Origin of the sequence: Pseudomonas capsici (genome assembly GCF_017165765.1) — a bacterium.
GTDB lineage: Bacteria > Pseudomonadota > Gammaproteobacteria > Pseudomonadales > Pseudomonadaceae > Aquipseudomonas > Aquipseudomonas capsici.
In genome coordinates, this window is sequence record NZ_JAFGZD010000007.1 from 232715 (window position 1) to 259234 (window position 26520).

A 26520-nucleotide genomic window follows, 5' to 3' on the forward strand; every position below is an offset into this window, starting at 1 on the left:
TGCCGCTGACGATGCCAGGGACGAGACTTGGCTCATGCGAGAGGACCTATGAAACCCGATTCCAGACCGAACCCCGGCAAGGACTTTTTCCTGCCTGAACTATGCTTGCCGCAGACGCTGCTGGTGCTCATCGTGCTGGCCGAGCTGCTGGTGCTTGTCATTGTCCTGCTTCAGCCCATGAATCAGGGGTTCGACTGGATGTGTCTGGCGCTGATGTCGATGTTCGTGCAGTGGATCGTGCTGCTGTCGGCGGCTCTGCTGTGCGGGTTGCGCCCCTGGCTGGCACGTCTTTCACCCGGTCTTGCAGGTATTCTCAGCTGCATGCTGGTAGTCGGGCTAACCTTGTTGTGTGCGGCAGTAACGGATGTCTGCCAACTGACCGGCAGGGTTTCGCCGGGCAGCATGGTCGAGCGCTATATCCGTTATGCGTTGATCGCGTTGATCATGTCTGCATTGATGTTGCGCTACTTTTATCTGCAGAGTCAGTGGCGCAAGCAGCAGCAGGGTGAACTGCAGGCCAGGATCGAATCGCTTCAGGCCAGGATTCGACCGCATTTTCTGTTCAACACGCTCAACAGCATTGCCAGCCTGGTGTCCAGCAATCCGCTCAAGGCCGAGCAGGCCGTGCTGGATCTGTCGGACCTGTTTCGCGCCAGTCTCGCCAAGCCCGGCAGCCTGGTGACCTGGCATGAAGAACTGGCGTTGGCGAAACGATATTTATCGATTGAGCAATATCGTCTCGGCGAGCGTCTACAGTTGGACTGGAGGGTGAGCGCAATTCCGGATGATTTGCCCATTCCCCAGCTGACGTTGCAGCCATTGCTGGAGAACGCCTTGATCTATGGCATTGCCCCGCGCATCGAAGGGGGCATAGTTACCGTCGAGGCAGACTATGAAGGGGGAGAGTTCATATTGTGTGTCAGCAATCCCTATGAAGAAGTTGCCACACGGCAGACTTCCAACGGTACTCAACAGGCCCTGTTGAATATAGGTGCACGCATTACGGCACTTTTTGGCCCGCACGCCAGTCTGAGCGTGGAGCGCCGTAACGGTCGTCACTACACCTGTCTACGCTATCCTTGTGCGAGACTCACGCAGGAAGCCAGAGCAATATGAATGTCCTGATCGTTGATGACGAACCCCTGGCCCGCGAGCGACTGAGCCGATTGGTCGGTGAAATCGAGGGTTACAGGGTACTTGAACCCAGCGCTACCAATGGCGAAGAAGCTTTGGCGCTGATTGAAAACCTCAAGCCAGATGTCGTGCTGCTCGATATCCGCATGCCGGGTCTCGACGGCCTTCAGGTCGCAGCGAAACTGTGCGAGCGCGAAACTCCGCCCGCTGTCGTCTTTTGTACTGCGCACGACGAATTTGCACTGGACGCCTTTCAGGTCAGTGCCGTCGGTTATCTGGTCAAACCTGTGCGCCCCGAGAATCTCGTCGAGGCGTTGAGAAAAGCCGAGCGCCCCAATCGCGTGCAGTTGGCCGCGATGACCCGCCCGGCTGCCGAAAGTGGCAGCGGTCCGCGCAGCCATATCAGTGCGCGAACCCGTAAAGGCATTGAGCTGATCCCGCTGGATCAGGTGATCTTTTTCATTGCCGACCACAAGTACGTCACCCTGCGCCATGAAGGCGGCGAAGTCCTGCTGGATGAACCGCTCAAGGCGCTGGAAGACGAGTTTGGTGACCGATTCGTGCGTATCCACCGCAATGCGCTGGTGGCGCGAGAGCGGATCGAGCGTTTGCAGCGCACGCCGCTGGGGCATTTCCAGCTGTTCCTCAAAGGCCTCAATGGCGACGCCTTGATCGTCAGCCGCCGGCATGTCGCCGGGGTGCGCAAGATGATGCAACAGTTGTAGGTACGAAAAAGTGGCTGCCCTCGCCGGAAGGCTTGCAGGATGTCGGGCCGGTTCCAGTCCACAGAGTGTTGCCGTTGTGGAGGCATCGGGTTCGGTCGGGGCGCGCTTTAGCCACTGTCATTTCGTTGATCCGGGTCATGAAGCCGATTTTACTTTTTGAGTCAGCGCTGAAGTCGTTCCGGTTGTGCTGTTATTATCCGTCGCAATTATCAAGCACGGATTGATTCATGTCTTCTCGCGAAATCCGCATTGCCACCCGTAAAAGTGCGCTGGCCCTCTGGCAGGCCGAATATGTCAAAGCCAGGCTTGAACAGGCTCATCCGGGCCTGATCGTGACGCTGGTGCCTATGGTCAGCCGTGGCGACAAACTGCTCGACTCGCCGCTGTCGAAAATCGGCGGCAAGGGCCTGTTCGTCAAGGAACTGGAAACGGCGCTTCTGGAAAACGAAGCGGATATCGCCGTTCATTCCATGAAAGACGTGCCGATGGATTTCCCCGAAGGCCTCGGTCTGTTCTGCATCTGTGAGCGCGAAGATCCGCGCGACGCATTCGTCTCCAATAACTTCAGCAGTCTGGAGCAGCTTCCTGCGGGCAGCATCGTGGGCACTTCGAGTCTGCGGCGTCAGGCTCAACTGCTGACACGTCGGCCTGATCTGGAGATCCGCTTTCTGCGCGGCAACGTCAATACCCGTCTGGCCAAGCTCGATGCCGGAGAGTACGACGCAATCATTCTTGCCACGGCCGGCCTGATACGTCTGGGTTTCGAAGACCGCATCACTTCGGCCATCAGTGTCGAGGACAGCCTGCCAGCCGGCGGACAGGGCGCCGTCGGTATCGAGTGCCGTAGCGCCGATGCCGAGATTCACGCATTGCTTGCGCCGCTGCATCATGGCGATACCGCCGTGCGCGTGATTGCCGAGCGGGCCTTGAACAAACATCTCAACGGTGGCTGCCAGGTGCCTATCGCCTGCTATGCCGTTCTGGAAGGCGATCAGGTGTGGCTGCGCGGTCTGGTAGGTGATCCGGCAGGCGGCCTGTTGCTGCATGCCGAGGCCCGTGCACCACAGACATCCGCCCAGGCGTTGGGTGTACAGGTCGCCGAAGACTTGCTGGCCCAGGGTGCAGGCAAGATTCTCAAGGCTGTTTATGGCGAGGCTCGAGAAGAATGAATAGCTGGCGTCTGTTGCTGACTCGTCCCGCCGAAGAATCGGCAGCGCTGGCCAAGGTGCTGGCCGACAACGGGGTGTTCAGCAGCAGTCTGCCTCTGCTTGAAATCGAGCCGTTGCCCATCCCTCCCGAGCACCGCTCGAAGATTTTCGATCTGCCTCTCTATAGCGCGATCATTGTGGTCAGCAAGCCAGCGGCCCGTCTTGGGCTGGAACTGGTGGACGAGATCTGGCCGCAACCCTTTATCCAGCCCTGGTTCAGCGTAGGCGCGGCGACCGGACAGATTCTGCTCGACTATGGCCTGATCGGTGTGAAATGGCCCGAACGGGGCGATGACAGCGAAGCCTTGCTTGAACTGCCCCAATTGCAGGAGGCTATCTCCATACCGGGCAGCCGGGTGCTGATCATGCGCGGGGATGAAGGGCGCGAGCTTTTGGCAGAGCGTCTGCGCGAGCAAGGTGTTAGTGTCGACTACTTGCCGCTGTACCGCCGTTTTCTGCCAGAGTATCCGCTTTCGACCCTTTCAAAGCGCGTCGAATCGGAACGCTTGAACGGGCTGGTGGTCAGCAGTGGGCAGGGTTTTGAACATCTGCTCCAGTTGGCAGGTGATGCCTGGCCGAAACTGGCCGGGTTGCCTTTATTCGTACCGAGCCCCAGGGTTGCCGAAATGGCGCGTGCCGCCGGGGCTCAAACCGTGGTTGATTGTCGTGGCGCGAACGCCGCGGCGTTGCTGGCCGCTTTGCGGGATCAGCCTCAGCCTGTCGTCAAGGCGTACTGAGCGACGAGTTGTCGTTTACGCGACTACGCCCAAATGCAAAGGATGGATACGTGAGCGAAACAGCCTTGCCTAAAGATGAAGAATCGGTGCTGAAAACATCGACATCCACACCCGATCCAGTGCGCCCCGTGCGTGCGGGTACTCGCAGCAATGGTCTGGTGTTTCTGGCCCTGCTGCTTGCTGTTGCAGGCGTTGCCGTCGCCGGTTGGGGGGTATGGCAACTGCGCATGCTGCAGGAAGGTCACTTGCAGCAGCGAGGACAGGTCGAAGGTATCGCTCAGCAGACACGGCTACTGACCGAAAACGATCAGGAACTGAGTGCGCGTCTTGCTCAATTTCCACCTGTCGATCAACTGGAAGACAGCCGTCGTCTGGTGGCTCAGTTGCAGGGCGACCAGCAGCGTCTGAGCCAGCGTCTGGAAACCGTGCTTGGCGCAAGCCGCAAGGACTGGCGTCTGGCCGAAGCCGAACACCTGTTGCGTCTTGCCAGTCTGCGCCTGTCGGCATTGCAGGACATCAACAGTGCCCAGGCGCTGGTTCAGGGGGCCGATGAAATTCTGCGCGAACAGGATGATCCGGGTTCGTTTGCCGCTCGCGAGCAACTGGCCAAGAGCCTGGCAGCGCTGCGCAGTATCGAGCAACCTGACCGTACCGGCCTGTTCCTGCAACTGGCCGCCCTGCGCGACCAGTCCGTTCAGCTCAACAGGCTGGCTCCCGAGTACGAAGATAAAGGCGAACCGCTCCTGGGCCTGACTCCGGACAAGAACGACGACAGTTACTGGGCCCGCTGGTGGAGCAATATCTCCCATTACTTCCGCATCGACTTCAATGCCGACAAGGACATTCGTCCGGTCCTGGCAGGCCAGAGTCTGGCCCAGGTCCGTCTGGCCCTGAGCCTTGCAATCGAGCAGGCGCAATGGGCAGCGCTCAATGGCGAGCCGAAGATCTATACCCAGTCACTGCTGGAAGCCAAAAGCGTCCTGATGGGCAACTTCAATCAGGATGATCCGCAGAGCAAGGTGATCGGCGAGCGTCTGGATACCCTGATCAAACAACCGGTTTCGGTGGTGACGCCGGATCTGGCTCAGAGTCTGAGTGCAGTCCAGGCCTACCTTGAACGTCGTCATGCAGCAGGTCAGCCTGCCGAGGCTCGGGGGATCAGCCCATGAAGCGTGTCTATGTGCTGCTGTTCATTGCCATCGCTGTTGCAGCGCTGATTGGTATCGCGATTGCCGAGCACTCCGGCTACGTATTGATCGCCTATCAGAACTTCCGCTATGAATCGAGTCTGTGGGCAACCCTTGGCCTGTTAGTGGCGTTTCTGCTGCTGATCTTCATTGCCCGGCTTCTGATCACATTGCTCACTACATCCGGTGGTGTGGTCAATCCATGGTCGCGTCGCAATCGCCGCCGTCGCGTGCAACTGGCAATCGAGCAGGGGCAGATGGATCTTGCCGAGGGCCGCTGGGCCAGCGCGCAGCGTCATCTGCATCGCGCCGCCGAATCCGATCCTCAGCCGTTGCTGTATTACCTTGGTGCTGCGCGGGCCGCCAACGAACAGGGCCGCTACGAAGAAAGTGACAGTCTGCTGGAGCGCGCCTTGGAACGTCAGCCTCAGGCGGAACTGGCGATTGCCCTGAGTCATGCGCAACTGCAGCAGGACCGTGGGGACACCGATGGGGCGCTTGCCACCTTGCAGGCCATGCATGAGCGGCATCCGCACAACCCGCAGGTGCTGCGGCAGTTGCAGCGCCTGTATCAGCAGCGAGGAGACTGGTCCGACCTGATCCGGCTGCTGCCCGAACTGCGCAAGGACAAGGTGCTGCCGCCCAGGGAACTGGCCGAGCTCGAGCGTCGCGCCTGGGGTGAAAACCTTACCCTGGCGGCCTATCGCGAGGAAGGCGATGGCGTTCTGACCGGGCTGCCATCACTGGAAAAAGCCTGGAAGGATCTTACCTCTGCCCAGCGACAGGAGCCGCAACTGGTGCTGGCGTATGCCGAGCAACTACGTCGTCTTGGGGCCGAAGCCCAGGCCGAAGAGGTGCTGCGTACGGCGCTCAAGAAAGACTACAACAGTCACCTGGCAAGACTTTATGGTCTGGTGCGTGGCACTGACGAGTCGAAGCAATTGCAGGTTGCCGAAGCCTGGCTGAAGCAGCATTCGGATGACCCGAGCCTGCTGCTGAGTCTCGGACGCATCTGTCAGCAGGCCCGGCTTTGGGGCAAGGCCCGTGATTATCTGGAGAGCAGCCTGCGTTTGCAGCGCAATCCGGAAACCTGTGCCGAACTGGCTCGTCTGCTGGCTCGACTGGGAGAGACCGATCGCAGCAATCAGCTGTTTCAGGAAGGTCTGGGAATGCTCGATGAGCGTTTTCTGGCTCGTCCGCTTCCGGCATTGAGCAGTACCTGAGTCCGGGTGCCGCGAAAGCCCTTTTTCAGGGCTTTCGCGTCATGAACTCATCGCCAATTCAGGCGTTGGATTGTTCCTACGGTAGCCGGTAAAAAATCTCCCTGATCTGGTGTTTTGTTTCTCCTGTAAACAGCGACGCATCCGTACTTCGTCGCCTTGAAAGCGTTGTGTGCTTTCCTCTACCGTAACTGTCTCGTCTTATTCGTTACGGATTTGCCATGTATCTGGCCCGCACGCGTACCTTGTTCTTCCTGGCATTCATCGCAAGTGTACTGATCATCGGCGCTACCCTTTATCTGCAACATGCTTTTGGCCTGGTTCCCTGCACCCTTTGCCTTCTACAGCGAGCACTCATCACCGGATGCAGTCTGGTCTGTCTGGTGGCGGCCATACATGCGCCTCGGGAGTCCGGCTGGCACCGCTACTGCCTGGTCCTGCTGGCCCTGGCTCTGTCGGGTGCTCTGGTGGCGGGGTTTCATATATGGCTGCAGACCGCGTCTGCCGAAGAATTGATGCCTGTCGTCGCCCGGTATCAGCATGTGCTCAATGCTCTTTCTCTCGAAAGCGGTAGCGAGGGTGCCTACGTGTGTGCAGAAATCAATTGGTCACTGTTCGACATCACTCTGCCGGAGTGGAGCCTGCTGGCTTTTGTGATCCTGTGCCTGCTGGCGTTGTATCCACTTTTCAGTGGGTTGCATCATTGGTTCTTCGCTGACACTGAAGGAAGGTATTAAACGCTTGTATGAACTTTCTCGCCTGCGTACCTTGATGGCCTTGTCGTGCGGGCATAATCTGAGCCGCACGCGTCATTGGGAGTATGCTGTCCTGACGCTTTTACAGGCTCGGTTCTTGCGATATGGTAAGACGAGCAAAGGACCGCATGCCCCTTAAGGGAAGAGAGAACATCATGCTGGAAAGTTGTCGGAATGCTCAGGAACGATGGGGTGGCGTCAATCTGCTGATTGATCGCTGGCTACAGGACCGTCATGAATTGATTCGAGCCTATGATGTTCTTGGCGACACGCCCGAACACCTGGCTGCGGATCGTGGTGCGCTGCTGAAGTTTTGTGAAATTCTGGTCGACTATGTTTCGGCAGGCCATTTCGAAATCTACGAACAGCTCAACAGTGAAGCCCAAGCGTTCAACGACGAGCGCGGGCTGGAACTGGCCGATACGATTTATCCGCGTCTGGAAGGTATCACCAAGCTTGCTCTGGCTTTCAACGACCGCTGCGAAAAAGGCGATTGCTCCGATGGCGCAGGGTTTGCCAATGAGTTCAAGACGCTGGGTGGCCTGCTGCATGAGCGCTTCGAGCTGGAAGACTGCCTGATCGAAGTCCTGCACAACTCCCACAAGGAAGAGGCCGCTTCCCAGGCCTGATTCATTCCTGTCGTATCGCCAAAGGGTGCATTTGCACCCTTTCGCATTTTCGGGCGCGGGTTACTGCGAGACAGCGACCAGCTCGATTTCGAAAACCAGTGGTGTGAACGGATCGATCAGATCGCCTGCGCCTTCTGCGCCATAGGCCTGCGCAGACGGAATCACCAGACGCCACTTCGCGCCGACCGGCATGCCTTGCAGGGCGGTGGTCCAGCCACTGATCACGCTGTCGAGTCGGAACCATTGCGGCTGGGTGCTTTGATCGAAGATCGTGCCATCGGGCAGGCGCCCGACATAGCGCACTTCTACCCGGCCATTGGCTTCTGGCTTGGGACCTGTCCCGGGAGTCAGTTCGGTCATCAGAATGCCGTCGGCCAGTGTCTTCACACCGGGCTTGGCTTTCTCGCTGTCCATGAAACGCCGCTCTGCCGCCAGGGCCGCCTCGCTCTGGGCATCGGTGCCCGAGGCTTCGGCTTGTGCCAATGCTGCGTCATGCTCCCTGAGAATCTGGTCGATGCGTTCTTGCTTGAGCGCCAGAGGCTTGCCCTGGTAAGCCTGTTTCAGACCTTCTACCAGTGCCGTCAGGTCCAGGTCCGGGACTTCCTGATGCAGTCGCTCGCCCAGGCTTGCGCCAAGACTGTAGGCAAGGTCGCGGGATTCCTTCGTCGGAGTGGTTTCACCGGCGTGTGCCAGAGGAATCAAAAGGAACAACGACGTTAACAGGTAGCGCGACATGAATGCTCTCCGGCCCGGGATGTCAGCGATTATGCCAGTGCGAGGGCCTGCGGTGATGAGTCCTGGCAAGAGAATTTTGTATTGCTCCCGCAGCAGTTGCGTCAATGATTTGTTGTCGTATGCAACAGGGTGCGTTCGACGCTGTCAAGATGCCCTAGCGGCGCTGCGGACAGAGGTCTAGTATGGGCCGCAATTTCGTCAGCCAGGAGGTAAGTCATGTCGGCCAAAAAGAAGCCAGTAAACACTCCATTGCACCTGCTCCAACAACTGTCGGGCAGCTTGCTCGAACATCTGGAAGACGCCTGCTCCCAAGCCTTGTCCGATGCCGAGAAACTGCTCGCCAAGCTTGAAAAACAACGTGGTAAAGCACAGGAAAAACTGCACAAGTCGCGCACCAAATTGCAGGACGCTGCGGCCTCCGGCAAGGCAAAGGCGCAGGCCAAGGCGAAGAATGCCATTGCAGAACTTGAAGACCTGCTCGACGCCCTCAAGGATCGCCAGACCGAAACCCGCACCTACATTCTGCAGCTCAAGCGCGACGCTCAAGAGAGCCTGAAGCTTGCCCAGGGTGTTGGTCGCGTCAAAGAGGCGGTCGGCAAGATTCTGGACACCCGTGCTGCCAAGCCTGCAGCCCCGGCCAAGGCTCCTGCTGCAAAAACCGTGGCTGCAAAAGCCGTGAGCAAAGCACCTGCCGCCAAGGCACCAGCCAGAACTGCAACCAAACCTGCCGTTAAACCAGCTGCCAAAGCTGCATCTGCTGCTGCCAAGCCAGCCGCGAAATCAACAGCCGCCAAAGCTCCGGCTGCCGCCAAACCAGTGGCTGCCAAGCCTGCTGCTGCCAAGGCTCCGGTAAAAACTGCAGCTAAAACCGCTGCCGCCAAACCTGCCGCTGCAAAAGCAACTGCCAAGCCCGTTGCCAAAGCCGCAGCCAAGCCTGCCGCAACCAAAGCTCCAGCAGCGGCCAAACCTGCTGCCAGCACGGCTGCAAAACCAGCGGCGGCCAAAGCACCTGCCAAACCTGCCGCGAAGCCAGCAGCCAGGCCCGCTGCAAAAACGGCAGCCAAACCTGCGGCCAAGCCAGCGGTGAAACCGGCTGCTGCCAAACCTGCCACGCCAGCGACGACGGCTGCTCCAGCCGCTGCGCCGGCAGCACCGGCCGCGACGGCTCCATCGACAGCCAATAGCGTCACGCCAAACAGCGCATCCTAAGGCTGATCTGCCGCGACGCGCAGCATTTGCAGCGCGTCGCGGTCCTTGTCGGTGGCCTCTGCAGTCAGCCCGTTCAACCAGTTCTGCAAATCTTCTGCTTCATCGACTGCCCAGTCCTGGGTCAGTGTCTGTAATCGTGCGAGCAATTGCTGCTCGGCTTCCAGTTCCAGCGCTTTCACTCGCTCACGCAACGATCCCAGTGCCGGGTCGAGTTGTGCCGCGTTGCGCCACTGCGTTCGCAGTTCTCTGAGAGGGCGCACGACTTCGTCGTGCCATGGCATCGCCAACTGTCCGATTTCCTGTAATCGCCGCGCATCACATTTCACGCCACGTTTGCCCAGCCAGACACCCAGAAGCACCATGCACACATTGGCCCCGTTGGTTTGCAGGCGCAGACAGGCTTCTTCGACGCCAGGTCTGGCATAGAAATCGAGGGTGAAACTCCAAAGGTCAGAAGGCATAGTGAGCTACCTGTTTGAGACGAAGCTGGTAGACTCCGCCGCCATTATGATTCGACTTCAAAGCCTTACCTTACAGCGTGGTCCGCAACGTCTGCTAGAAGACGCCGAGCTGACCCTGCACGCCGGCCAGAAAGCCGGTCTGATCGGTGCCAACGGTGCCGGTAAATCCAGCCTCTTCGCCTTGCTGCGCGGTGAGCTGACGCCTGACTCCGGCGACTGCCTGCTGCCTGCCGATTGGCGCATCGCACACATGCGTCAGGAGGTAGATACCCTTGAGCGTCTGGGCGTGGACTACGTTCTGGACGGCGACCTGCGTCTGCGCGAGGTTCAGCGTCAGCTTGCTGAAGCCGAAGCCGCTCAGGACGGTGCCGCCCAGGCACGACTGCACGCCGAACTCGACAGTGCCGACGGCTACACGGCCGATGCCCGGGCCCGCAAATTGCTGGCGGGCCTGGGGTTCACCAACGAGCAGATGGAGCGTCAGGTCGGCAGTTTCTCCGGTGGATGGCGGATGCGTCTGAACCTGGCGCAGGCCCTGATGTGTCCTTCGGACCTGTTGCTGCTCGACGAACCGACCAACCACCTGGACCTCGACGCCATTCTCTGGCTGGAAGACTGGCTCAAGAGCTATCCCGGCACCTTGCTGCTGATTTCCCACGACCGCGACTTCCTCGATGCGGTCGTCGATCACATTGCCCACGTCGAACAACGCAAGATCACCCTCTATCGCGGTGGCTACAGCGCCTTCGAGCGTGCCCGTGCCGAACGTCTGGCCCAGCAGCAACAGGCTTACGAGAAGCAGCAGGCACAACGTGCGCACATGGAAAAATACATCGCGCGTTTCAAGGCCCAGGCCACCAAGGCTCGTCAGGCACAGAGCCGGATCAAGGCCCTTGAGCGCATGGAGGAGTTGTCCGCCGCGCATGTGGACTCGCCGTTCAGCTTCGTTTTCCGTGAGTCCGACAAAATCTCCAGCCCGTTGCTGGATCTGTCCGAAGCACGCCTGGGCTATGGCGAAAAGACCATCCTGGAGAAGGTCAAACTGCAACTGACGCCGGGGGCGCGTATCGGTCTGCTGGGGCCTAACGGCGCGGGTAAATCGACCCTGATCAAGAACCTTGCAGGTGAGCTTGAGCCCTTGAGTGGCCGTCTGGTGCGTGGCGAGAACCTTACGGTCGGCTATTTTGCCCAGCATCAGCTCGACTCTCTGGATGCCAAGGCCAACCCCTTGCTGCATCTGCAGCGTCTGGCGCCTACCGAGCGCGAGCAGACCCTGCGCGACTTCCTCGGTGGCTTCGACTTCCGTGGCGCTCGCCTGGACGAGCCGGTGGTGAATTTCTCCGGTGGTGAAAAGGCGCGTCTGGCCCTGGCCCTGATTGCCTGGGAAAAGCCCAACCTGTTGCTGCTCGACGAACCGACCAACCACCTGGATCTGGAAATGCGTCTGGCGCTGACCATGGCCCTGCAGGAATTCAGTGGTGCGGTACTGGTGGTTTCCCACGATCGGCACTTGCTCAAGAGCACCACCGATGACTTCTTGCTGGTCGCCGATGGCCGGGTTCAGGAGTTCGACGGCGATCTGGACGACTACACGCGCTGGCTGGCGGATTACCGTTTGCGCAATGCGCCGGTCAGCAACACACCGGTCAATGCCGACAAGACCGACAAGAAAGCCCAGCGTCAGCAGGCCGCGGCCTTGCGTCAGCAACTGGCTCCGCACAAGCGCGAAGCCGACAAGCTGGAGCGTGAGCTGGGAAGCCTGCACGAGAAACTGGCCAAGGTCGAAGAGGCCCTGGCCGACAGTACCAACTATGAGGCTGCCAACAAGGACAAGCTGCGCGATCTGCTGGCGGAACAGGCCAGTCTGAAGACGCGGGAGTCCGAGCTGGAAGAGGCCTGGATGGAAGCGCTGGAACTGCTGGAATCAATGCAGGCCGAACTGGAAGCATTGTCGTAATTGAAGTGAGGGGCTGATGGAATTTTTCGGGTTGCCGCTGACGGCCTACTGGATCGAACCGCTCTGGCTGGGCCTGCAGATCCTGTTGATTCTGCTGGCGGGTTACGTGCTGCAACGTGTGGTTGGTCGTTTTCTGACGGGGCTGGGCGAACGTTATCCGCTGCCGCCGGAACTGCTGGTACCGGTGCGTGGCGGGTTGCGCTGGTTGATCATGGGCAGTGCGTTTGTCTTCGTGCTGGGGCGGCTCGGCGTTTCCGCCACCGTACTGTGGACCGCGCTGTCGGGTTTTGTCGCAGTCGCCGCCGTGGCGTTCTTCGCCATGTGGAGTGTGCTGTCCAACCTGCTCTGCGCCATCCTGATCTTCACCATCGGCCCTTTCCGCATCGGTGATGTGGTCGAGCTGGTCGAGACACTGGACAAGCCCGGCGTCAAAGGCCGGGTCGTCGCCATCAACCTGATGTTCACCACCCTGATCGAAATGCCCGAGGCGGGTGGTGCGCTGGTGCAGGTGCCTAACAGTCAGTTCTTCCAGAAAGCGGTTCGCCGCTGGCGTGGCAGCGATGTCATTCCGCAGGTGATGGTTGAAAAACCGCTGGGCGAGCAGAAATAATTAGTCATCAAATGCATTACACACTAAGTTAGCGGCTATTGGGCTCTGCCGGACTTGAGGTGTGTGATGGCGCTTGAAACGTGGCTGGCTTTTTTTGCCGCCTGCTGGATTATCAGTCTGTCTCCTGGGGCTGGCGCGATTGCGTCGATGTCCTGTGGCCTGCAATACGGTTTCTGGCGCGGCTACTGGAATGCGCTGGGCCTGCAGATCGCGCTGGTGGCGCAGATCGCGATTGTCGCGGCGGGTCTTGGTGCCGTACTGGGCGCATCCGAGCTGGCATTCAACCTGATCAAATGGTTTGGCGTGGCCTACCTGGTTTACCTGGGCATCAAGCAATGGCGGGCGCTGCCTGGGGATCTGTCCGACGAGTCGGCAATTCGCCCGATCGGCAAGCCGCTGAGCCTGGTATTCCGGGGCTTTCTGGTCAACATCAGCAACCCCAAGGCGCTGGTGTTCATGTTGGCAATCCTGCCGCAGTTCATCGACCCTGCCCAGCCGCTGCTGATGCAGTACGTGATCATCGCGCTGACCATGGTCGCCGTGGATTCGATCGTGATGGCCGGTTACACCGGGCTTGCGTCCCGCGTGCTACGTCTGCTGAAAACCCCGAAGCAACAACGTCGCCTGAACCGCACCTTCGCCAGCCTGTTTGTGGGGGCGGCGGGCTTTCTGGCGACGCTGCATCGCGGGACGGCATAGGGGTAGAACCAGCTACAAGCTACAAGCCGCAAGCTTGAAGCTTGAAGCTTGTGGCTTGCAGCTACGCTCCCCTCTTATCTCAAGATCCGTGGCGCTTCGTCTCGTGGCAGGTTCTGCTGGATGGGTTGGTCGGTATATTCGATTTCACCCCGCAATTGCTCACGCAACTGACGCGCCACGTCGACGCCGATCGATTTTGAGACATCACGCACCACGCGGCCCCGGTTCAGGGAGATCTTGACGTCCCGGCTGTTGACCAGTTTGGTGTCCTGGGCTTCGCCCATGGCGGTAAAGGCCGAGGTGATTTCGTAGGTGCGGGTGTTGATCAGGCTGAAATCACCGACCACCGTCAGCCCCATGATGGCCGAATAGCTATTGGTGTTGGCAATTTCGCCCACGTCCTGACGAAAGTCGATGTCCGACAGTGTTCCGAACAATACGTAGTCGGCACCTTTGAAGTGGCCGCTCTTGATGCGTGCGATGACGTCGTACACATCTTCTTTGGAGCCGGTCTTGTAAGGCGTACCCTGCACCAGCTGGAACAGCCCGGACTTGAGGATCTCGCCCTTGATGTCGCCACTGAATTTCTGCAGCTCGCTCTGTTCGATGTAGCTGGTGCGGGCTTCGTATTCTTCATAGCTCGACGAGCCGCTTGCGCTGTAGTAGTTGGCTCTCATGTCGCTTTTCGCCGAAACGGTGTGGATGTATTGCTCCACACGTTCCTGATAGGCCATGCCTGTCACGGCGATCCTTGGGGCGGCCTGCACCGAGAGGGCGCAGGCCATGGCGATAATGCCAATCCATGCACGCATCACTTAACGCTCCGTGGTCTTGCGGATTTCTTTTTCGTCCATCCACTCTGCCAGGCCGCTTTCGACGTCGACCAGTTGCAGGCTGAATTTATAGAAAACGTCCTTGTAGTCCTCGCTGCGTTTGACGATGGAGCTGATCGAGCCTTCCAGACGGTATTTGGCGGCGACCATGTTGCCGGTCTTGGCGATGGTGCTCTGCTTGTACAGACCGCTCTGGTTCTGCAGCTTGAGCTGGTCGACCTGGCTCTGCATCTCGGTGTTGTCGCTGGCGAAACGGGCTACGCCGCTCTTCATCAACTGGGTCTTGATGGTGGTGGTGATTTCGCGGGTGTCGATGTACTCGCTGGTCTTGTTCTTCACATCGTAGACCTGGACCACCGGACGACCCTGCAGGATGCCGGACTGCGCCAGTGAGCGGGTCATGCTCTCGGCGATCATTTGCAGGTCAGTGGAGCCGAATTCGTTGGTAATCGTTTCGACGGCCTTGGTATCTCCGTAACTGATGTTCTTGCTGCCAAGAACCGGAGAGTTATTGGCGCAACCGCTGGCCAGCAGGGCGAGGGCGGCAATGAAGCAAAGACGTGTAAACAGCATGTGTGAACTCTTCTGTGAGCGGATCAAGGCGTGTTGATTTCAAGGCGGAAATCGGTTGCCCGCGGATTGGGTGCGATGGCTGGCAGCGTGGTGCTTTGCGAGCCGTACATCATCGTGCTTTTCCAGGCTTCTTCGTCTGCGACAGGGAAGCCATCGTTACCCAGCCACGCGAATCGGTAGTACATCGTCTTGTTGCGGCTGCTGGTGTTGGTCAACTGAACCTTGACGGTCAGGAAGCCATTTTCCCGAGCCACACGCATGGCACCGACCTCAATGCTTTTGATGTCGCCCAGTGCGACCACTTTACTGGCTGCGCTACCCGGGGCCGGAGGTGGCGGGGTTGCGCAGCCTGCAAGCAGGGCCAGCGCCAGTGCGCCGAAGATCTTGATACGCATGGGGTATCTCCGTTCAGGGTTGTTTGACGGCAAGGGCTTGCGGGACATTCAGGGGAGTGACCTGGGCCGCGAGTCCACTGGTGAATACCTGATTGCCCAAGGCGCGCAGGGTGACGACCTGATAACGCTGATCGACCTTGACCTGCACATGTGTGCCGCCCAGCGTGCTTGGCAGTACGACCTGATGCATGCCCGGCGTCAGACGCAGCCTTGCCACCAGTGTGTTGTCTGGCAGGGTGCGCCAGGTGCGGGTGTCGGCACCTTCGGTAATGGCCGAGGCGATACCGACTGCCAGACCGGCCAGCGGGTTGACGTCGTTGAGCTGTTTCTGCGCGACGCCACGGGTAATGGCGCGCAATGTGGTGCGCACGATGATGCCCGGCATGTCGTCACGCAGGGCACGGCGCGACATGTCGGTGGTGCTGTTGAGTAGCGTCAGGTTGAGCGGTTGGCCGTCCAGGGTGATCTGGCTGACGATCGGGGTGCTGGTATCCGGCTTGATCACCGGAAACGACAGCGGTGTGATGACCAGATTGTTACTGATCGGCAGCGGCAGCGGGATGCGTACCGAATCACGGGCCGGAGCAAAGCCGCTCTGGATCACGATCAGTACCTCGCTGCTGCCATCCTTGCTGGCAGCCGCATCGAGATCGGCCAGGGATTTTTCCAGCAACGGGGTATTGGGGCGCAGTTCTGCTGCCTTGCGATAGCCCGGCGCGGCAAGGTCTTTTTCCCCCAATGCTTCGTAGACGAAGCCTGCCAGATAGTGGCTGAACGCACTCTGGTAGCTGTTCTTCAGGTTGACGACTTCGGGCGCATCCAGTGACTCGACCGGGTAGCCTTTAAGGTCCTTGACGCTGGTTTTCACGCCCTTGCTTTCGGCTTCCTGCTCGCTCTTGAAGTATTCCTTGTCGCGCAGGTTGGCGATCACGGCTTCACGTTCGTGGGTCTTCTTGATTTCGGTGCGGGCTCCCTCGAAATCGTTCTGGCCCAGCAGATTGAGCGCCATCTGGGTGGTCAGCATGACCTTTTCATAGTCATAGCCTTCGTAGCGACGCACCTTGTCATTGATCAGAAAGCTGCCGAACTGAGCGAGGTATTTGTCGGTGTCTAACTTGACCGACTCTTCCCACTTGAACACCACCTGATCGGCAGTACGCCAGGCGGCCTGACTACCGGTGAAGTCTCCCTTGGAGCGCAGCAGTTCGCCTTTCTCGAAGTAGTAGAGCAGGTCTTTTTCTTCGCCTGTGTTGTTCTTTTCCAGTGTACCGAGGGCGGCATCGACATTGCCGCTGGCCAGTTGCTGGTTGGTTTCCTTCAGTTCGGAGTCATAGCTGCGGAACACGGAGCAGCCTGCCAGCAGGACAGAGGCAGCCAGCGCGAATACGGTAAGAAAACGGGAGGGCATGATGATTTCCATTCTGTAGCCAAAGGCGGCTACGTCAGTCCATTTGGACAAGCAGCAAAAATGCTGCATGAGTATTTGTCTTTTTCTCCGGCAGGAAAAAGCCGGGGGATTATAGGGCGGGTTTTTGAGTGTGCAATGGCATTTTGATGTCATTGGATGCCTGTTGCTTTGCGCTGTCTGGAATCGGCCTGTCAGCGGGAACCTGATCTTTTGAGCCACAACAATGCTGTATCGGGATTTTGGTAATGTTTTGTCACAAATATCGGGGTCGAGTATTGAGTCGAGGCAGATGGAAAGGAACAATGCAGCGCATTGCATTCCTGTCGAGATTGATTCATGCCCCTGCATTCCCGTTTCATGGTCTGGCTGTTGGCGCCGCTGCTTGCGCTATGCAGCTTCGGCCTGCTGGCCGACCCCGTCGATGGCGCTGCCCAGGCGTTGCATCTGCTGGACTATATAGGTGCCGACTACCCGGCCACCGTAGCTGACGGCAAGATTGTCGATGAAGCCGAATACCGGGAACAGATCGAATTTCTCGGCGCATTGCAGGGCCTGATCGTTGCCTTGCCGCAGCGTGCCGAACGCGATGCACTGGAGCAGGGGGTGGCCGCCCTGAAGGACGCGGTAATCAAGCGTGAGGACGGCACGCTTGTCGCTCGTCAGGCCCGGCAACTGGGGGCACGGCTGGCTGTTGCCTATGAAGTCAGCCAGGCCCCGGTCATCACGCCTGATCCGACCCGCGGTGCTCCGCTGTATGCGCAGAACTGTTCGGTCTGCCATGGCGACACCGGTGCCGGTGACGGCCCGGCCGGCATTGGCCTGACGCCCGCGCCTGCCAACCTGCGTGATGCGGCGCGGCTGGATCGACTGAGTCTTTACGATATCTACAACACAGTAGGCCTCGGCATCACCGGCACCGATATGCCAGCCTTTGCCGACCAACTGGACGATCGCCAGCGCTGGGATATCGCGACCTACATTGCCAGCTTCAGTGCCCAGCCGGTGAGTACGCCCGCCAAGACCTTCAATCTGGCTGACCTGGCGCGTCAGACGCCTGCGGAAGTCAGTGCCGCCGAAGGCCCTGAAGCCGCCGCGACCTTCCGTGCCCAGCGTGCGCAACCGCCGCAGGTCCAGCGCGGTCCGGCGCAACTGCTCGATTACACCGGCACCACGCTGGACAAGAGCCTGGCGGCATACCGTGCGGGCGATCATGAACAGGCTTACGACCTGTCGGTTGCGGCTTATCTGGAAGGCTTCGAACTGGTCGAAAGTTCGCTGGATAACGTCGACGCCAATGTACGCAAAGACACCGAAAAAGCGCTGATGGCTTACCGGCAGTCATTGCAGGACGGCCTGCCGCTGGCTCAGGCGGCACAGAAGCTGGAAGCCGCCAAGGCCAAACTCAAGGAGTCCGCGGCCTTGCTGGGCAGCGATGGCCTGAGCGTTTCCCTGAGCTATATCTCCGGCCTGCTGATTCTGCTGCGTGAAGGTCTGGAAGCGATTCTGGTACTGGCAGCGATCCTGGCGTTCCTGCGCAACACCGGCCAGCAATCGGCCGTTCGCAGTGTCAACGCCGGTTGGGGCCTGGCGCTGTTGGCGGGGCTGGCGACATGGGCCTTGGCAGCTTACGTCATCGATGTCAGCGGTGCGCAACGTGAACTGCTGGAAGGCGCAACCGCATTGTTCGCCAGCGTCATGGTGCTGTGGCTTGGGGTCTGGATGCATGATCGTCGCCATGCCGCTGCCTGGCAGGACTATGTAAAGAGCAGTCTGGTCGGCGGTGGCGGACGTTTCGGTTTTGCCGTGCTGGCGTTCTTCTCGGTCTATCGAGAGCTGTTCGAAGTCATCCTGTTCTACGAAACCCTGTGGCTCCAGGCAGGTCCTGCGGGACATAGCGCCGTACTGGCCGGTGGTGCCACGGCGCTGGTGCTGCTGGTGGGGCTGGCCTGGGTGATCCTGCGGGGTTCCGCAAAGCTGCCGTTGTCCCTGTTCTTCGGCATCAACGCTGCGTTGCTGTGTGCATTGTCGGTGGTGTTCGCCGGGCATGGCGTCAAGGCATTGCAGGAAGCGGGCATCTTCGGCACACGTCCGGTGTCGTTCTTCGAATTCGACTGGCTGGGCATTCACGCCGATGCGTATTCGCTCAGTGCGCAGGCGGTTGCGCTGCTGGCGATTGCGGTGTTGTACGGAAGAGGAAGGAGGGCGGTAGGCTAGCTACAAGCTACAAGCTACAAGCTACAAGCTACAAGCTTGAGGCTTGCCGCTTGTAGCTTGCCGCTTATTTGTCCGTCTTCTTCTGAAGGTCGACCGGGGCTTCGACGTCTATGTCTGACGCCGCTGCCGAGGCGCAGCAGAGTTTTTCCTGGCGGGCGATGCGGGCGTTCTTGATGCGGCGACGCAGCCACAGGACGAGACCGAGCAGCAGCAGGCCACCCAGGACCCACAGCTCGTACTTCTTGATGTTGCCCAGCAGGCTTTCCATCACCGCACCGAAGTGGTAAGCCGCCGAGCCCAGGGCCGCAGCCCAGATTGCGGCACCGATGCCGTTGAGCACCAGATAGCGTAGGGGCGGATAGCCGGACATGCCGATGGCCACGGGCATGACCGTGCGCAGGCCGTAGACGAAGCGGAAGCTCAGTACCCAGATGTCAGGGTGTTTGCGTACCAGCCTCAGTGCCTTGTCGCCCATGAGCTGCCATCGAGGCTTGCGTGCAAGCAGTTTGCGGCCGTGTTTACGCCCCATGTAATACCAGAGCTGGTCGCCCGCGTAGCTTCCGCAGAAAGCCACGAGGATGACCATGTTGAGGTCCATGTATCCGCGGAAAGCCAGAAATCCGGCAAGAACCAGGATGGTCTCGCCTTCAAAGAAGGTTCCCAGGAAGAGGGCAAAATAGCCGAAATCATTCAAGAAATTCTGGAGCATTGTCTGGATGCTGGCGAAATGAACGCGCAGCCTAACTCGCCTAGGACAATCATGAAAGTGTCGATATGTGTCTCGACGTTAAAGATTCCTACAACCACAATGTCCCGTCCTTGTTGTAGGCCTTTTCTGCGGCCCACCGTCGCAGGTCACACTATGACTGTCACACATTGGTCATAATGGCGGCTTATAACTGTCGCGCTTGCCCGCGTATGCGGGCTACAGGAGTCTCGCCGTGAGCTTTACCCCCGCAAACCGCCTGTTTCCTCTCACTCGCCTGCGCCGTAATCGTCGCGACGACTTCTCTCGTCGGCTGGTCCGCGAAAACGTACTGACCGTCGATGATCTGATTCTTCCCGTTTTCGTACTTGATGGTGAAAACCGTCGTGAAGCCGTTGCCTCGATGCCTGGCGTCGAGCGTCTGACTATCGATCTGCTGCTGCAAGAGGCCGAGGGCTGGGTTGCTCTGGGGATTCCGGCGCTGGCGCTGTTCCCGGTGACGCCGCTGGAGAAAAAGTCTCTGGATGGCGCCGAAGCCTGGAACCCGGACGGTATTGCCCAGCGTGCGACCCGCGCATTGCGTGAGCGTTTCCCGGAGCTGGGCGTGATCACCGATGTGGCACTGGACCCGTTCACCACTCATGGTCAGGACGGCATCATCGACGAAGAAGGCTATGTGCAGAACGACATCACTGTCGATGCACTGGTAAAACAGGCGTTGTCCCATGCCGACGCCGGCGCTCAGGTGGTTGCGCCTTCGGACATGATGGACGGTCGTATCCAGGCCATTCGTGAAGCGCTGGAACTTGCCGGGCACGTCAATGTCCGGATCATGGCTTATTCGGCGAAATATGCCAGCGCCTATTACGGTCCGTTCCGCGATGCGGTAGGTTCTTCACTGAATCTGGGCAAGGCCAACAAGGCGTCCTACCAGATGGACCCGGCCAACAGTAATGAAGCATTGCATGAAGTGGCCGCCGACCTGGCTGAAGGTGCGGACATGGTGATGGTCAAGCCGGGCATGCCTTATCTGGACATCCTTTACCGGGTCAAGGATGAGTTCAAGGTCCCGACCTTTGTCTATCAGGTGAGCGGCGAATATGCGATGCATATGGCTGCGATCCAGAACGGCTGGCTGAGTGAGGGGGTGATTCTCGAATCCCTTACCGCCTTCAAACGCGCAGGTGCTGATGGCATTCTTACTTACTTCGCCGTCCGTGCTGCTCAACTGTTAAAAGGGCAATAGCCTCACAGGAACATTCATGAATACCGAAGGACTCACCGAAGCCACTGTTGAAGTCAATGTTCAGGAGGCTACGCCAGTGGTTGAGCCTGAAATTGAAGTTATACATGCCATCGAGGCGCCCGTAGCGGCGCCTGCTATCGTTGTCCCGAACCTGGACGACAGCAGCCTGTATATCCATCGCGAACTATCGCAGTTGCAGTTCAATATCCGGGTACTGGAACAGGCTCTGGATGAGTCCTATCCACTGCTGGAACGGCTGAAGTTTCTGCTGATCTTCTCCAGCAACCTCGATGAGTTCTTCGAGATTCGTGTTGCAGGCCTCAAGAAGCAGATCACCTTCGCCCGCGAGCAGGCGGGTGCCGATGGTCTGCAGCCGCATCAGGCCCTGGCCAGGATCAGTGAGCTGGTTCATGGGCATGTGGATCGCCAGTACGCGATTCTCAACGACATTCTGTTGCCGGAGCTGGAAAAGCATCAGGTCCGGTTCATCCGTCGCCGTTACTGGACCACCAAGCTCAAGACCTGGGTCCGCCGCTATTTCCGCGATGAAATCGCACCGATCATTACCCCGATCGGCCTGGACCCGACGCACCCGTTCCCGTTGCTGGTCAACAAGAGCCTGAACTTCATCGTCGAGCTGGAAGGTATCGATGCCTTCGGTCGCGACTCGGGTCTGGCGATCATTCCGGCCCCGCGCCTGCTGCCGCGCATCATCAAGGTGCCGGAAGATGTGGGCGGGGTTGGCGACAACTACGTGTTCCTGTCGTCCATGATCCATGCCCACGCCGATGATCTGTTCCAGGGCATGAAGGTCAAGGGCTGCTACCAGTTCCGTCTGACCCGTAACGCCGACCTGGCGCTGGACTCCGAAGACGTGGAAGACCTGGCTCGCGCCCTGCGCGGCGAGCTGTTCTCGCGTCGCTACGGCGATGCGGTGCGTCTGGAAGTGGCGGATACCTGTCCCAAGCATCTGTCGGACTACCTGCTCAAGCAGTTCAACCTGACCGAGTCCGAGCTGTATCAGGTCAATGGCCCGGTGAACCTCACGCGTCTGTTCAGCATTACCAGCCTGGACAGCCACCCGGAGCTGCAATACACGCCATTCACGCCAGCGATTCCCAAGCTGCTGCAGAACAGCGAGAACATTTTCAGTGTGGTCAGCAAGCAGGACATCCTGTTGCTGCACCCGTTCGAGTCGTTCACCCCGGTCGTCGATATGCTGCGTCAGGCCGCGAAAGACCCGCATGTGCTGGCCGTGCGACAAACGCTGTACCGCAGCGGCGCGAACTCGGAAATCGTCGATGCGCTGGTCGACGCTGCGCGTAACGGCAAGGAGGTCACGGCAGTGATCGAACTGCGCGCCCGCTTCGATGAAGAGTCAAACCTGCAACTGGCCAGCCGTCTGCAAGCGGCCGGTGCGGTGGTGATCTACGGTGTGGTCGGCTTCAAGACCCACTCCAAGATGATGCTGATCCTGCGCCGCGAAGGCGGTGAGATCGTGCGTTACGCGCATCTGGGGACCGGTAACTATCACGCGGGCAATGCCCGTCTGTACACCGACTACAGCCTGCTGACCTCTGACGATGCCCTGTGCGAAGACGTCGGTAAACTGTTCAGCCAGTTGATCGGCATGGGCAAGATCCTGCGCATGAAGAAGCTGCTTCACGCGCCGTTCACCCTCAAGAAAGGCATGCTCGACATGATTGCCCGCGAGACGCAATTCGCGCTCGACGGCAAGCCGGCTCACATCATCGCCAAGTTCAACTCGCTGACCGACCCGAAAATCATTCGGGCACTCTACAAGGCCAGCCAGTCAGGGGTTCGCATCGATCTGGTAGTGCGTGGCATGTGCTGCCTGCGTCCCGGCATTGCCGGTGTCTCGCACAACATTCAGGTGCGTTCGATCATCGGTCGCTTCCTGGAGCACACGCGGGTCTACTACTTCCTCAATGGCGGCGACGAGCAGATGTTCCTGTCCAGTGCCGACTGGATGGAGCGTAACCTCGACAAGCGCGTCGAGACCTGCTTCCCGGTGGAAGGCAAGAAGCTGACCCTGCGGGTGAAGAAGGAACTGGAGAGTTATCTGACCGACAACACTCACAGCTGGCTGTTGCAGCCTGACGGACGTTACGTGCGCAGCACGCCGACCGGTAATCAGAACGCTCGAAGCGCCCAGGCGACCCTGCTGGAGCGCCTGAGCATTCCGGTACTCAGCGTGCAGTAAAGACGATACCGACCCGGGTCAGCCACTCCGCTTCCAGCGCGAAGTCGGCCTGGGTCAACTGGTTGTTTTCCAGCCAGCCTGCCGGGAACTCGGCGTCCAGATTCGGGCCGTCGGCACGCAGAATCACACGTGGCATCTCCTGGGTGCCACGAATGTGATGGAACAGAATCGCAAAGCGCAGCAGCACGCACAGGCGAATCAGCTTGACGCCTTCATCGCCGAACTCGGCGAACTTGTCCTTGGGAATATTGCGACGATGACCGCGCACCAGCAGCGCGAGCATTTGCTGGTCTTCGCGTGAGAATCCGGCCAGATCCGAGTGCTCGATCAGGTAGGCGCCGTGCTTGTGGTAGTGATAGTGGGCGATATCGAGCCCGACTTCATGCACCTTGGCGGCCCAGCTCAACAGCTCGGCATAGATTTCGTCTTCCAGGTCCCAGGCTTCGGCGACTTGCTCCAGGGCATGCAGCGCCTTGCGTTCCACGCGGGCGGCCTGTTCCAGGTCTACGTGGTAGCGGTCCATCAGCGAGCCGAGGGTGCGCTCACGTACGTCTTCGTGGTGATGTCGGCCCAGCAGGTCATACAGCACGCCTTCGCGAAGTGCGCCTTCGCAATGGTCCATGCGCTTGAGTTCCAGAGCATCGAAGATCGCTTCCAGAATCGCCAGACCGGCGGGGAAGATCGCACGGCGGTCGGGTTTGATGCCGTCAAAGTCGATTTTCTCGACATCGCCCAGCTTGAACAGCTTGCGCTTGAGCCACGCCAGACCCTCGGCGTTGACTTCGCCCGAGCCATAGCCGTTGGCCTTGAGTGCCACGCCTATTGCCCGAATGGTGCCGGACGAGCCGATGGCCTCATCCCATTTCAGGCGGTGCAGGGCGTGCTCGATGCTCATGATTTCAAGGCGTGCCGCGGTGTACGCCTGGGCGTAACGGGCCGGGGTGACCTTGCCGTCCTTGAAGTAGCGCTGGGTGAAGCTCACACAGCCCATCTGCAGGCTTTCACGCAGCAGGGGCTCGAAGCGCTGGCCAATGATGAACTCGGTGCTGCCGCCGCCGATATCGGCCACCAGACGCTTGCCCGGTGTGTCGGCCAGGGTGTGCGAGACGCCGAGATAGATCAGGCGTGCTTCCTCGCGGCCGGAAATGACTTCCACGGGATGTCCCAGGATTTTTTCGGCGCGATGGATGAATTCGTTGCGGTTGCGTGCTTCACGCAAGGCGTTGGTGCCCACGATACGTACCGCGCCCAGTGGCAGGCCGTTGATCAGTTGGGCGAAGCGCTTGAGGCAATCGAGCCCGCGCTGCATGGACTCTTCGTTGAGCTGGCGCTCGTCATTGATGCCCGCCGCCAGCTGAACCTTTTCACCCAGGCGCTCAAGGATGCGTATCTCGTCCTGATGCACCTTGGCAACGACCATATGAAAGCTGTTGGAGCCCAGGTCGATCGCTGCGATCAGGGAAAGATTCTTGGCTTTGGTGTGCGGCATGATCAAAATCTCGTTCGATAACCGCGCCATCGTGCCACGATCCATGCCTGCCGCCAACGTATCAGGCATGGGAACCGCTCTGTGGGGGAATCTTCGCGAATGAATCTGCTACTGCTTCCCTTCTACCGAACCGATGAAATTTGCCAGTTCCGGGGTTTTCGGGTTGGCGAACAGCTCTTTCGGGTCGCCCACTTCATGAACCTTGCCCTGATGCATGAACACCAGCTTGTCGCCGACTTCACGGGCGAAGCGCATTTCGTGGGTCACCATGATCAGGGTCATGCCGTCGGCAGCTAGCTGGCGCACGACGCTGAGTACTTCGTTGACCAGTTCCGGGTCCAGCGCCGAGGTGATTTCATCGCACAGCAACACTTTGGGCGACATCGCCAGGGCTCGGGCGATGGCCACGCGCTGCTGCTGACCGCCGGAAAGACGATCCGGGAAGGCGTCGAATTTCTCGCCCAGCCCTACACGCTCCAGCATTTGCCTGGCCAGCTTTGCAGCTTCGGCCTTGGGCACTTTCTGTACGACCTGAGGGGCGAGCATGACGTTTTCGCCGACGCTCAGGTGCGGGAACAGGTTGAACTGCTGGAACACCATGCCGACTTTCTGCCGCAAGGTGCGCAGGTCTGCGCGTGCAGCGTCCAGGTATTCGCCGTCGACTTCGATCACGCCATCGTTGATCGACTCCAGCCCGTTGAGGGTGCGCAGCAGCGTGCTCTTGCCCGAGCCACTGCGCCCGATGATCGCCACGACCTGGCCTTCCTCGACAGAAAGGTCGATGCCTTTGAGCACGTGATGGTCGCCATAATATTTATGCAGGGCGGAAATTCTAAGCAGAGGCATGAAGTCTCCTTTCCAGATGGCGCGCACAGAGCGACAAGGGGTAGCAAAGGATGAAGTAGCCCAGGGCAACGAAGCCGTAGACCATGAAGGGTTCAAAGGTAGCGTTGGCCAGCATGCTGCCGGTCTTGGTCAGCTCGGTGAAGCCGATGATCGAGGTCACGGCTGTGCCCTTGATCACCTGCACCGAGAAACCGACCGTCGGTGCCACGGCGATGCGCAGTGCCTGCGGCAGGATCACGTAGCGCATCTGCTCGATGGGCGTCATTGCCAGGCTGGCGGAAGCTTCCCACTGGCCTTTCGATATCGACTCGACGCAACCGCGCCAGATCTCGGCCAGATAGGCGCTGGTAAACAGCGTCAGGGCCAGTGCAGCGGCGGCCCAGGGGGAAATGTCCACACCCATCAGTGCCACGCCGAAGAACACCAGGAACAACTGCATCAGCAGCGGCGTGCCCTGAAACAGTTCTATATAAAGAGTGGCTGCGCCTCGTGGCCCGGTTTTGTCCGAGATGCGCATGACCATTATCAGCAGGCCGATCAGCCCGCCTCCGACAAAGGCCACCAGCGAGAGGGCCACTGTCCATTGCAGGCCTGTCAGCAGGTTGCGCAGGATGTCCCAGAGGGTGAAATCCATCAGCGGCTCCTCGATATGTAGCGACGCCCGACCCAGGCCAGCAATTGCCGGATCAGCAACGCCATGCACAGGTAGACCAGCGTGGTGACGATGTAAGTCTCGAAGGCGCGGAAGTTGCGCGACTGCAGGAAGTTGGCGAAAAAGCTCAGTTCTTCGGTGGCGATCTGCGAGCAGACCGACGAGCCGAGCATGACAATGATGATCTGGCTGCTCAGTGCCGGCCAGACCTTGCTCAGCGCCGGAGCCAGCACCACATGACGAAACGCTTCATAGCGGTTCATGGCCAGTGCGGCGGCGGCCTCCAGTTGCCCCTTGGGAATCGCCTGGATGCCGGCGCGGATGATTTCCGTCGAATAGGCACCCAGGTTGATGACCATTGCCAGAATGGCTGCCTGCCACTCCGAAATCTGCAAGCCCAGAGACGGCAGGCCGAAGAAGATGAAAAACAGCTGTACCAGGAACGGGGTGTTGCGGATCAGCTCGACATAGATGCCGAAGATCGTGGCGAAGGGCTGGATCTTCCAGGCCCTCACGACCGCGCCAACGATGCCCAGGCCGACCCCGAGCAAGGTGCCAATGGCAGTCAGTTCCAGCGTGAACAAGGCCCCGCGCAGCAAGAGATCAGCGCTTTGCAGGACCGGTGTAAAGTCGAATTGATAGGCCATTGGCAGGTCCTGTGATCAGAA

The 26520-nt window shown here is 59.4% G+C and carries 26 protein-coding genes; 15 read left to right on the forward strand and 11 right to left on the reverse strand.

Annotation, left to right across the window (positions count from 1 at the left end):
- The first annotated feature begins 48 nt into the window (after positions 1 to 48).
- The 8 genes from JSY17_RS12475 to rsd all read left to right on the forward strand — a co-directional run bounded on the left by JSY17_RS12475 (position 49) and on the right by rsd (position 7595).
- Entirely contained in the window at positions 49 to 1116 is a 1068-nt protein-coding gene (locus tag JSY17_RS12475) for a sensor histidine kinase (protein ID WP_117163736.1), read from the forward strand.
- On the forward strand, positions 1113 to 1859 hold the full coding sequence (locus JSY17_RS12480) for a LytR/AlgR family response regulator transcription factor (protein ID WP_117163735.1): 747 nt from the start codon (positions 1113 to 1115) through the stop codon (positions 1857 to 1859). The genes JSY17_RS12475 and JSY17_RS12480 overlap by 4 nt, the downstream gene beginning before the upstream one ends.
- Positions 1860 to 2086: 227 nt before the next feature.
- On the forward strand, positions 2087 to 3028 hold the full coding sequence (gene hemC / locus JSY17_RS12485) for a hydroxymethylbilane synthase (RefSeq protein ID WP_117180472.1): 942 nt from the start codon (positions 2087 to 2089) through the stop codon (positions 3026 to 3028).
- On the forward strand, positions 3025 to 3804 hold the full coding sequence (locus JSY17_RS12490; protein WP_122372024.1) for a uroporphyrinogen-III synthase: 780 nt from the start codon (positions 3025 to 3027) through the stop codon (positions 3802 to 3804). Before hemC ends, JSY17_RS12490 begins: the two co-directional genes overlap by 4 nt.
- A 50-nt stretch (positions 3805 to 3854) precedes the next feature.
- Positions 3855 to 4973 carry a uroporphyrinogen-III C-methyltransferase gene (locus tag JSY17_RS12495; protein WP_206401833.1) on the forward strand — a complete coding sequence of 373 codons (1119 nt, stop codon included), beginning with the start codon at positions 3855 to 3857 and terminating at the stop codon, positions 4971 to 4973.
- Positions 4970 to 6214, forward strand: a complete 1245-nt coding sequence (locus JSY17_RS12500) for a heme biosynthesis protein HemY (RefSeq protein WP_117180469.1) — start codon at positions 4970 to 4972, stop codon at positions 6212 to 6214. The genes JSY17_RS12495 and JSY17_RS12500 overlap by 4 nt, the downstream gene beginning before the upstream one ends.
- A gap of 218 nt (positions 6215 to 6432) precedes the next feature.
- Positions 6433 to 6948 carry a disulfide bond formation protein B gene (locus JSY17_RS12505; RefSeq protein ID WP_122372022.1) on the forward strand — a complete coding sequence of 172 codons (516 nt, stop codon included), beginning with the start codon at positions 6433 to 6435 and terminating at the stop codon, positions 6946 to 6948.
- A gap of 173 nt (positions 6949 to 7121) precedes the next feature.
- Positions 7122 to 7595: a sigma D regulator gene (gene rsd, locus JSY17_RS12510; protein ID WP_117163729.1), complete on the forward strand. Its 474-nt coding sequence runs from the start codon at positions 7122 to 7124 to the stop codon at positions 7593 to 7595.
- A 60-nt stretch (positions 7596 to 7655) separates the two neighbouring features.
- Here the strand turns inward: rsd and JSY17_RS12515 are convergent, their stop codons facing one another.
- The gene (locus JSY17_RS12515; protein WP_117163728.1) at positions 7656 to 8330 is read right to left on the reverse strand and encodes an FKBP-type peptidyl-prolyl cis-trans isomerase; all 675 of its coding nucleotides are present in this window, start codon (positions 8328 to 8330) and stop codon (positions 7656 to 7658) included.
- Between the two features lie 216 nt (positions 8331 to 8546).
- Here JSY17_RS12515 and JSY17_RS12520 point away from each other — a divergent pair, with 216 nt between their 5' ends.
- A complete protein-coding gene (locus JSY17_RS12520; RefSeq protein WP_206401834.1) occupies positions 8547 to 9539 on the forward strand; it encodes an AlgP family protein in 993 nt (330 codons plus the stop codon).
- Here JSY17_RS12520 and JSY17_RS12525 read toward each other — a convergent pair.
- Complete coding sequence (locus tag JSY17_RS12525; protein ID WP_206401835.1) at positions 9536 to 10000, reverse strand: TIGR02444 family protein; 465 nt, start codon at positions 9998 to 10000, stop codon at positions 9536 to 9538. The two genes, JSY17_RS12520 and JSY17_RS12525, sit on opposite strands and share 4 nt — an antisense overlap.
- A 46-nt stretch (positions 10001 to 10046) precedes the next feature.
- Between JSY17_RS12525 and JSY17_RS12530 the strand changes: the two genes are divergently transcribed.
- The 3 genes from JSY17_RS12530 (at position 10047) to JSY17_RS12540 (ending at position 13266) form a co-directional block, all read left to right on the forward strand.
- The gene (locus tag JSY17_RS12530) at positions 10047 to 11957 is read left to right on the forward strand and encodes an ATP-binding cassette domain-containing protein (protein ID WP_206401836.1); all 1911 of its coding nucleotides are present in this window, start codon (positions 10047 to 10049) and stop codon (positions 11955 to 11957) included.
- A gap of 16 nt (positions 11958 to 11973) precedes the next feature.
- A complete protein-coding gene (locus JSY17_RS12535) occupies positions 11974 to 12567 on the forward strand; it encodes a mechanosensitive ion channel family protein (RefSeq protein WP_117163725.1) in 594 nt (197 codons plus the stop codon).
- Positions 12568 to 12633: 66 nt separating this feature from the next.
- The gene (locus tag JSY17_RS12540; RefSeq protein WP_122372019.1) at positions 12634 to 13266 is read left to right on the forward strand and encodes a LysE family transporter; all 633 of its coding nucleotides are present in this window, start codon (positions 12634 to 12636) and stop codon (positions 13264 to 13266) included.
- 74 nt (positions 13267 to 13340) lie between these two features.
- Here JSY17_RS12540 and JSY17_RS12545 read toward each other — a convergent pair whose 3' ends face one another.
- Genes JSY17_RS12545 through JSY17_RS12560 form a run of 4 tightly spaced genes read right to left on the reverse strand, consistent with a single transcriptional unit; the run spans position 13341 to position 16475 of the window.
- A complete protein-coding gene (locus tag JSY17_RS12545; RefSeq protein ID WP_206401837.1) occupies positions 13341 to 14078 on the reverse strand; it encodes a penicillin-binding protein activator LpoB in 738 nt (245 codons plus the stop codon).
- Between the two features lie 3 nt (positions 14079 to 14081).
- Positions 14082 to 14669, reverse strand: coding sequence for a penicillin-binding protein activator LpoB (lpoB, locus tag JSY17_RS12550; protein ID WP_404823347.1), 588 nt, complete (start codon positions 14667 to 14669; stop codon positions 14082 to 14084).
- A 26-nt stretch (positions 14670 to 14695) separates the two neighbouring features.
- Positions 14696 to 15067, reverse strand: a complete 372-nt coding sequence (locus tag JSY17_RS12555; RefSeq protein WP_117185847.1) for a YcfL family protein — start codon at positions 15065 to 15067, stop codon at positions 14696 to 14698.
- A 13-nt stretch (positions 15068 to 15080) separates the two neighbouring features.
- Positions 15081 to 16475 (reverse strand): COG3014 family protein, encoded by a 1395-nt coding sequence (locus JSY17_RS12560; protein WP_206401838.1) that lies wholly within the window; start codon positions 16473 to 16475, stop codon positions 15081 to 15083.
- 336 nt (positions 16476 to 16811) lie between these two features.
- On the opposite strand from JSY17_RS12560, the gene JSY17_RS12565 reads away from it, so the two are divergent.
- A complete protein-coding gene (locus JSY17_RS12565) occupies positions 16812 to 18689 on the forward strand; it encodes an FTR1 family protein (RefSeq protein WP_122372015.1) in 1878 nt (625 codons plus the stop codon).
- 64 nt (positions 18690 to 18753) lie between these two features.
- Here JSY17_RS12565 and JSY17_RS12570 read toward each other — a convergent pair whose 3' ends face one another.
- Positions 18754 to 19398: a DedA family protein gene (locus JSY17_RS12570; protein WP_117182634.1), complete on the reverse strand. Its 645-nt coding sequence runs from the start codon at positions 19396 to 19398 to the stop codon at positions 18754 to 18756.
- A gap of 232 nt (positions 19399 to 19630) precedes the next feature.
- Here JSY17_RS12570 and hemB point away from each other — a divergent pair, with 232 nt between their 5' ends.
- Both hemB and ppk1 read left to right on the forward strand, forming a co-directional pair.
- Positions 19631 to 20641, forward strand: a complete 1011-nt coding sequence (hemB, locus tag JSY17_RS12575; RefSeq protein WP_117163718.1) for a porphobilinogen synthase — start codon at positions 19631 to 19633, stop codon at positions 20639 to 20641.
- Between the two features lie 16 nt (positions 20642 to 20657).
- Positions 20658 to 22865, forward strand: a complete 2208-nt coding sequence (gene ppk1 / locus JSY17_RS12580; protein ID WP_117182633.1) for a polyphosphate kinase 1 — start codon at positions 20658 to 20660, stop codon at positions 22863 to 22865.
- Here the strand turns inward: ppk1 and ppx are convergent.
- From ppx to JSY17_RS12600, 4 genes are all read right to left on the reverse strand, one after another.
- Positions 22852 to 24354 carry an exopolyphosphatase gene (gene ppx / locus JSY17_RS12585; protein WP_117163954.1) on the reverse strand — a complete coding sequence of 501 codons (1503 nt, stop codon included), beginning with the start codon at positions 24352 to 24354 and terminating at the stop codon, positions 22852 to 22854. The genes ppk1 and ppx overlap by 14 nt on opposite strands.
- Before the next feature lie 108 nt (positions 24355 to 24462).
- On the reverse strand, positions 24463 to 25200 hold the full coding sequence (locus tag JSY17_RS12590; protein WP_117182632.1) for an amino acid ABC transporter ATP-binding protein: 738 nt from the start codon (positions 25198 to 25200) through the stop codon (positions 24463 to 24465).
- On the reverse strand, positions 25187 to 25837 hold the full coding sequence (locus JSY17_RS12595) for an amino acid ABC transporter permease (RefSeq protein WP_162881662.1): 651 nt from the start codon (positions 25835 to 25837) through the stop codon (positions 25187 to 25189). Before JSY17_RS12595 ends, JSY17_RS12590 begins: the two co-directional genes overlap by 14 nt.
- Entirely contained in the window at positions 25834 to 26499 is a 666-nt protein-coding gene (locus JSY17_RS12600) for an amino acid ABC transporter permease (protein WP_117163714.1), read from the reverse strand. The genes JSY17_RS12595 and JSY17_RS12600 overlap by 4 nt, the downstream gene beginning before the upstream one ends.
- Positions 26500 to 26520: the final 21 nt, after the last annotated feature.

Bases quoted from the DNA above. Each gene is read 5' to 3' on its own strand.
- JSY17_RS12475 (WP_117163736.1), top strand. From the start codon at position 49: ATGAAACCCGATTCCAGACCGAACCCCGGCAAGGACTTTTTCCTGCCT.
- JSY17_RS12480 (WP_117163735.1), top strand. From the start codon at position 1,113: ATGAATGTCCTGATCGTTGATGACGAACCCCTGGCCCGCGAGCGACTG.
- hemC (WP_117180472.1), top strand. From the start codon at position 2,087: ATGTCTTCTCGCGAAATCCGCATTGCCACCCGTAAAAGTGCGCTGGCC.
- JSY17_RS12490 (WP_122372024.1), top strand. From the start codon at position 3,025: ATGAATAGCTGGCGTCTGTTGCTGACTCGTCCCGCCGAAGAATCGGCA.
- JSY17_RS12500 (WP_117180469.1), top strand. From the start codon at position 4,970: ATGAAGCGTGTCTATGTGCTGCTGTTCATTGCCATCGCTGTTGCAGCG.
- JSY17_RS12505 (WP_122372022.1), top strand. From the start codon at position 6,433: ATGTATCTGGCCCGCACGCGTACCTTGTTCTTCCTGGCATTCATCGCA.
- rsd (WP_117163729.1), top strand. From the start codon at position 7,122: ATGCTGGAAAGTTGTCGGAATGCTCAGGAACGATGGGGTGGCGTCAAT.
- JSY17_RS12515 (WP_117163728.1), bottom strand. From the start codon at position 8,330: ATGTCGCGCTACCTGTTAACGTCGTTGTTCCTTTTGATTCCTCTGGCA.
- JSY17_RS12520 (WP_206401834.1), top strand. From the start codon at position 8,547: ATGTCGGCCAAAAAGAAGCCAGTAAACACTCCATTGCACCTGCTCCAA.
- JSY17_RS12525 (WP_206401835.1), bottom strand. From the start codon at position 10,000: ATGCCTTCTGACCTTTGGAGTTTCACCCTCGATTTCTATGCCAGACCT.
- JSY17_RS12530 (WP_206401836.1), top strand. From the start codon at position 10,047: ATGATTCGACTTCAAAGCCTTACCTTACAGCGTGGTCCGCAACGTCTG.
- JSY17_RS12535 (WP_117163725.1), top strand. From the start codon at position 11,974: ATGGAATTTTTCGGGTTGCCGCTGACGGCCTACTGGATCGAACCGCTC.
- JSY17_RS12540 (WP_122372019.1), top strand. From the start codon at position 12,634: ATGGCGCTTGAAACGTGGCTGGCTTTTTTTGCCGCCTGCTGGATTATC.
- JSY17_RS12545 (WP_206401837.1), bottom strand. From the start codon at position 14,078: ATGCGTGCATGGATTGGCATTATCGCCATGGCCTGCGCCCTCTCGGTG.
- JSY17_RS12555 (WP_117185847.1), bottom strand. From the start codon at position 15,067: ATGCGTATCAAGATCTTCGGCGCACTGGCGCTGGCCCTGCTTGCAGGC.
- JSY17_RS12560 (WP_206401838.1), bottom strand. From the start codon at position 16,475: ATGCCCTCCCGTTTTCTTACCGTATTCGCGCTGGCTGCCTCTGTCCTG.
- JSY17_RS12565 (WP_122372015.1), top strand. From the start codon at position 16,812: ATGCCCCTGCATTCCCGTTTCATGGTCTGGCTGTTGGCGCCGCTGCTT.
- JSY17_RS12570 (WP_117182634.1), bottom strand. From the start codon at position 19,398: ATGCTCCAGAATTTCTTGAATGATTTCGGCTATTTTGCCCTCTTCCTG.
- ppk1 (WP_117182633.1), top strand. From the start codon at position 20,658: ATGAATACCGAAGGACTCACCGAAGCCACTGTTGAAGTCAATGTTCAG.
- ppx (WP_117163954.1), bottom strand. From the start codon at position 24,354: ATGCCGCACACCAAAGCCAAGAATCTTTCCCTGATCGCAGCGATCGAC.
- JSY17_RS12590 (WP_117182632.1), bottom strand. From the start codon at position 25,200: ATGCCTCTGCTTAGAATTTCCGCCCTGCATAAATATTATGGCGACCAT.
- JSY17_RS12600 (WP_117163714.1), bottom strand. From the start codon at position 26,499: ATGGCCTATCAATTCGACTTTACACCGGTCCTGCAAAGCGCTGATCTC.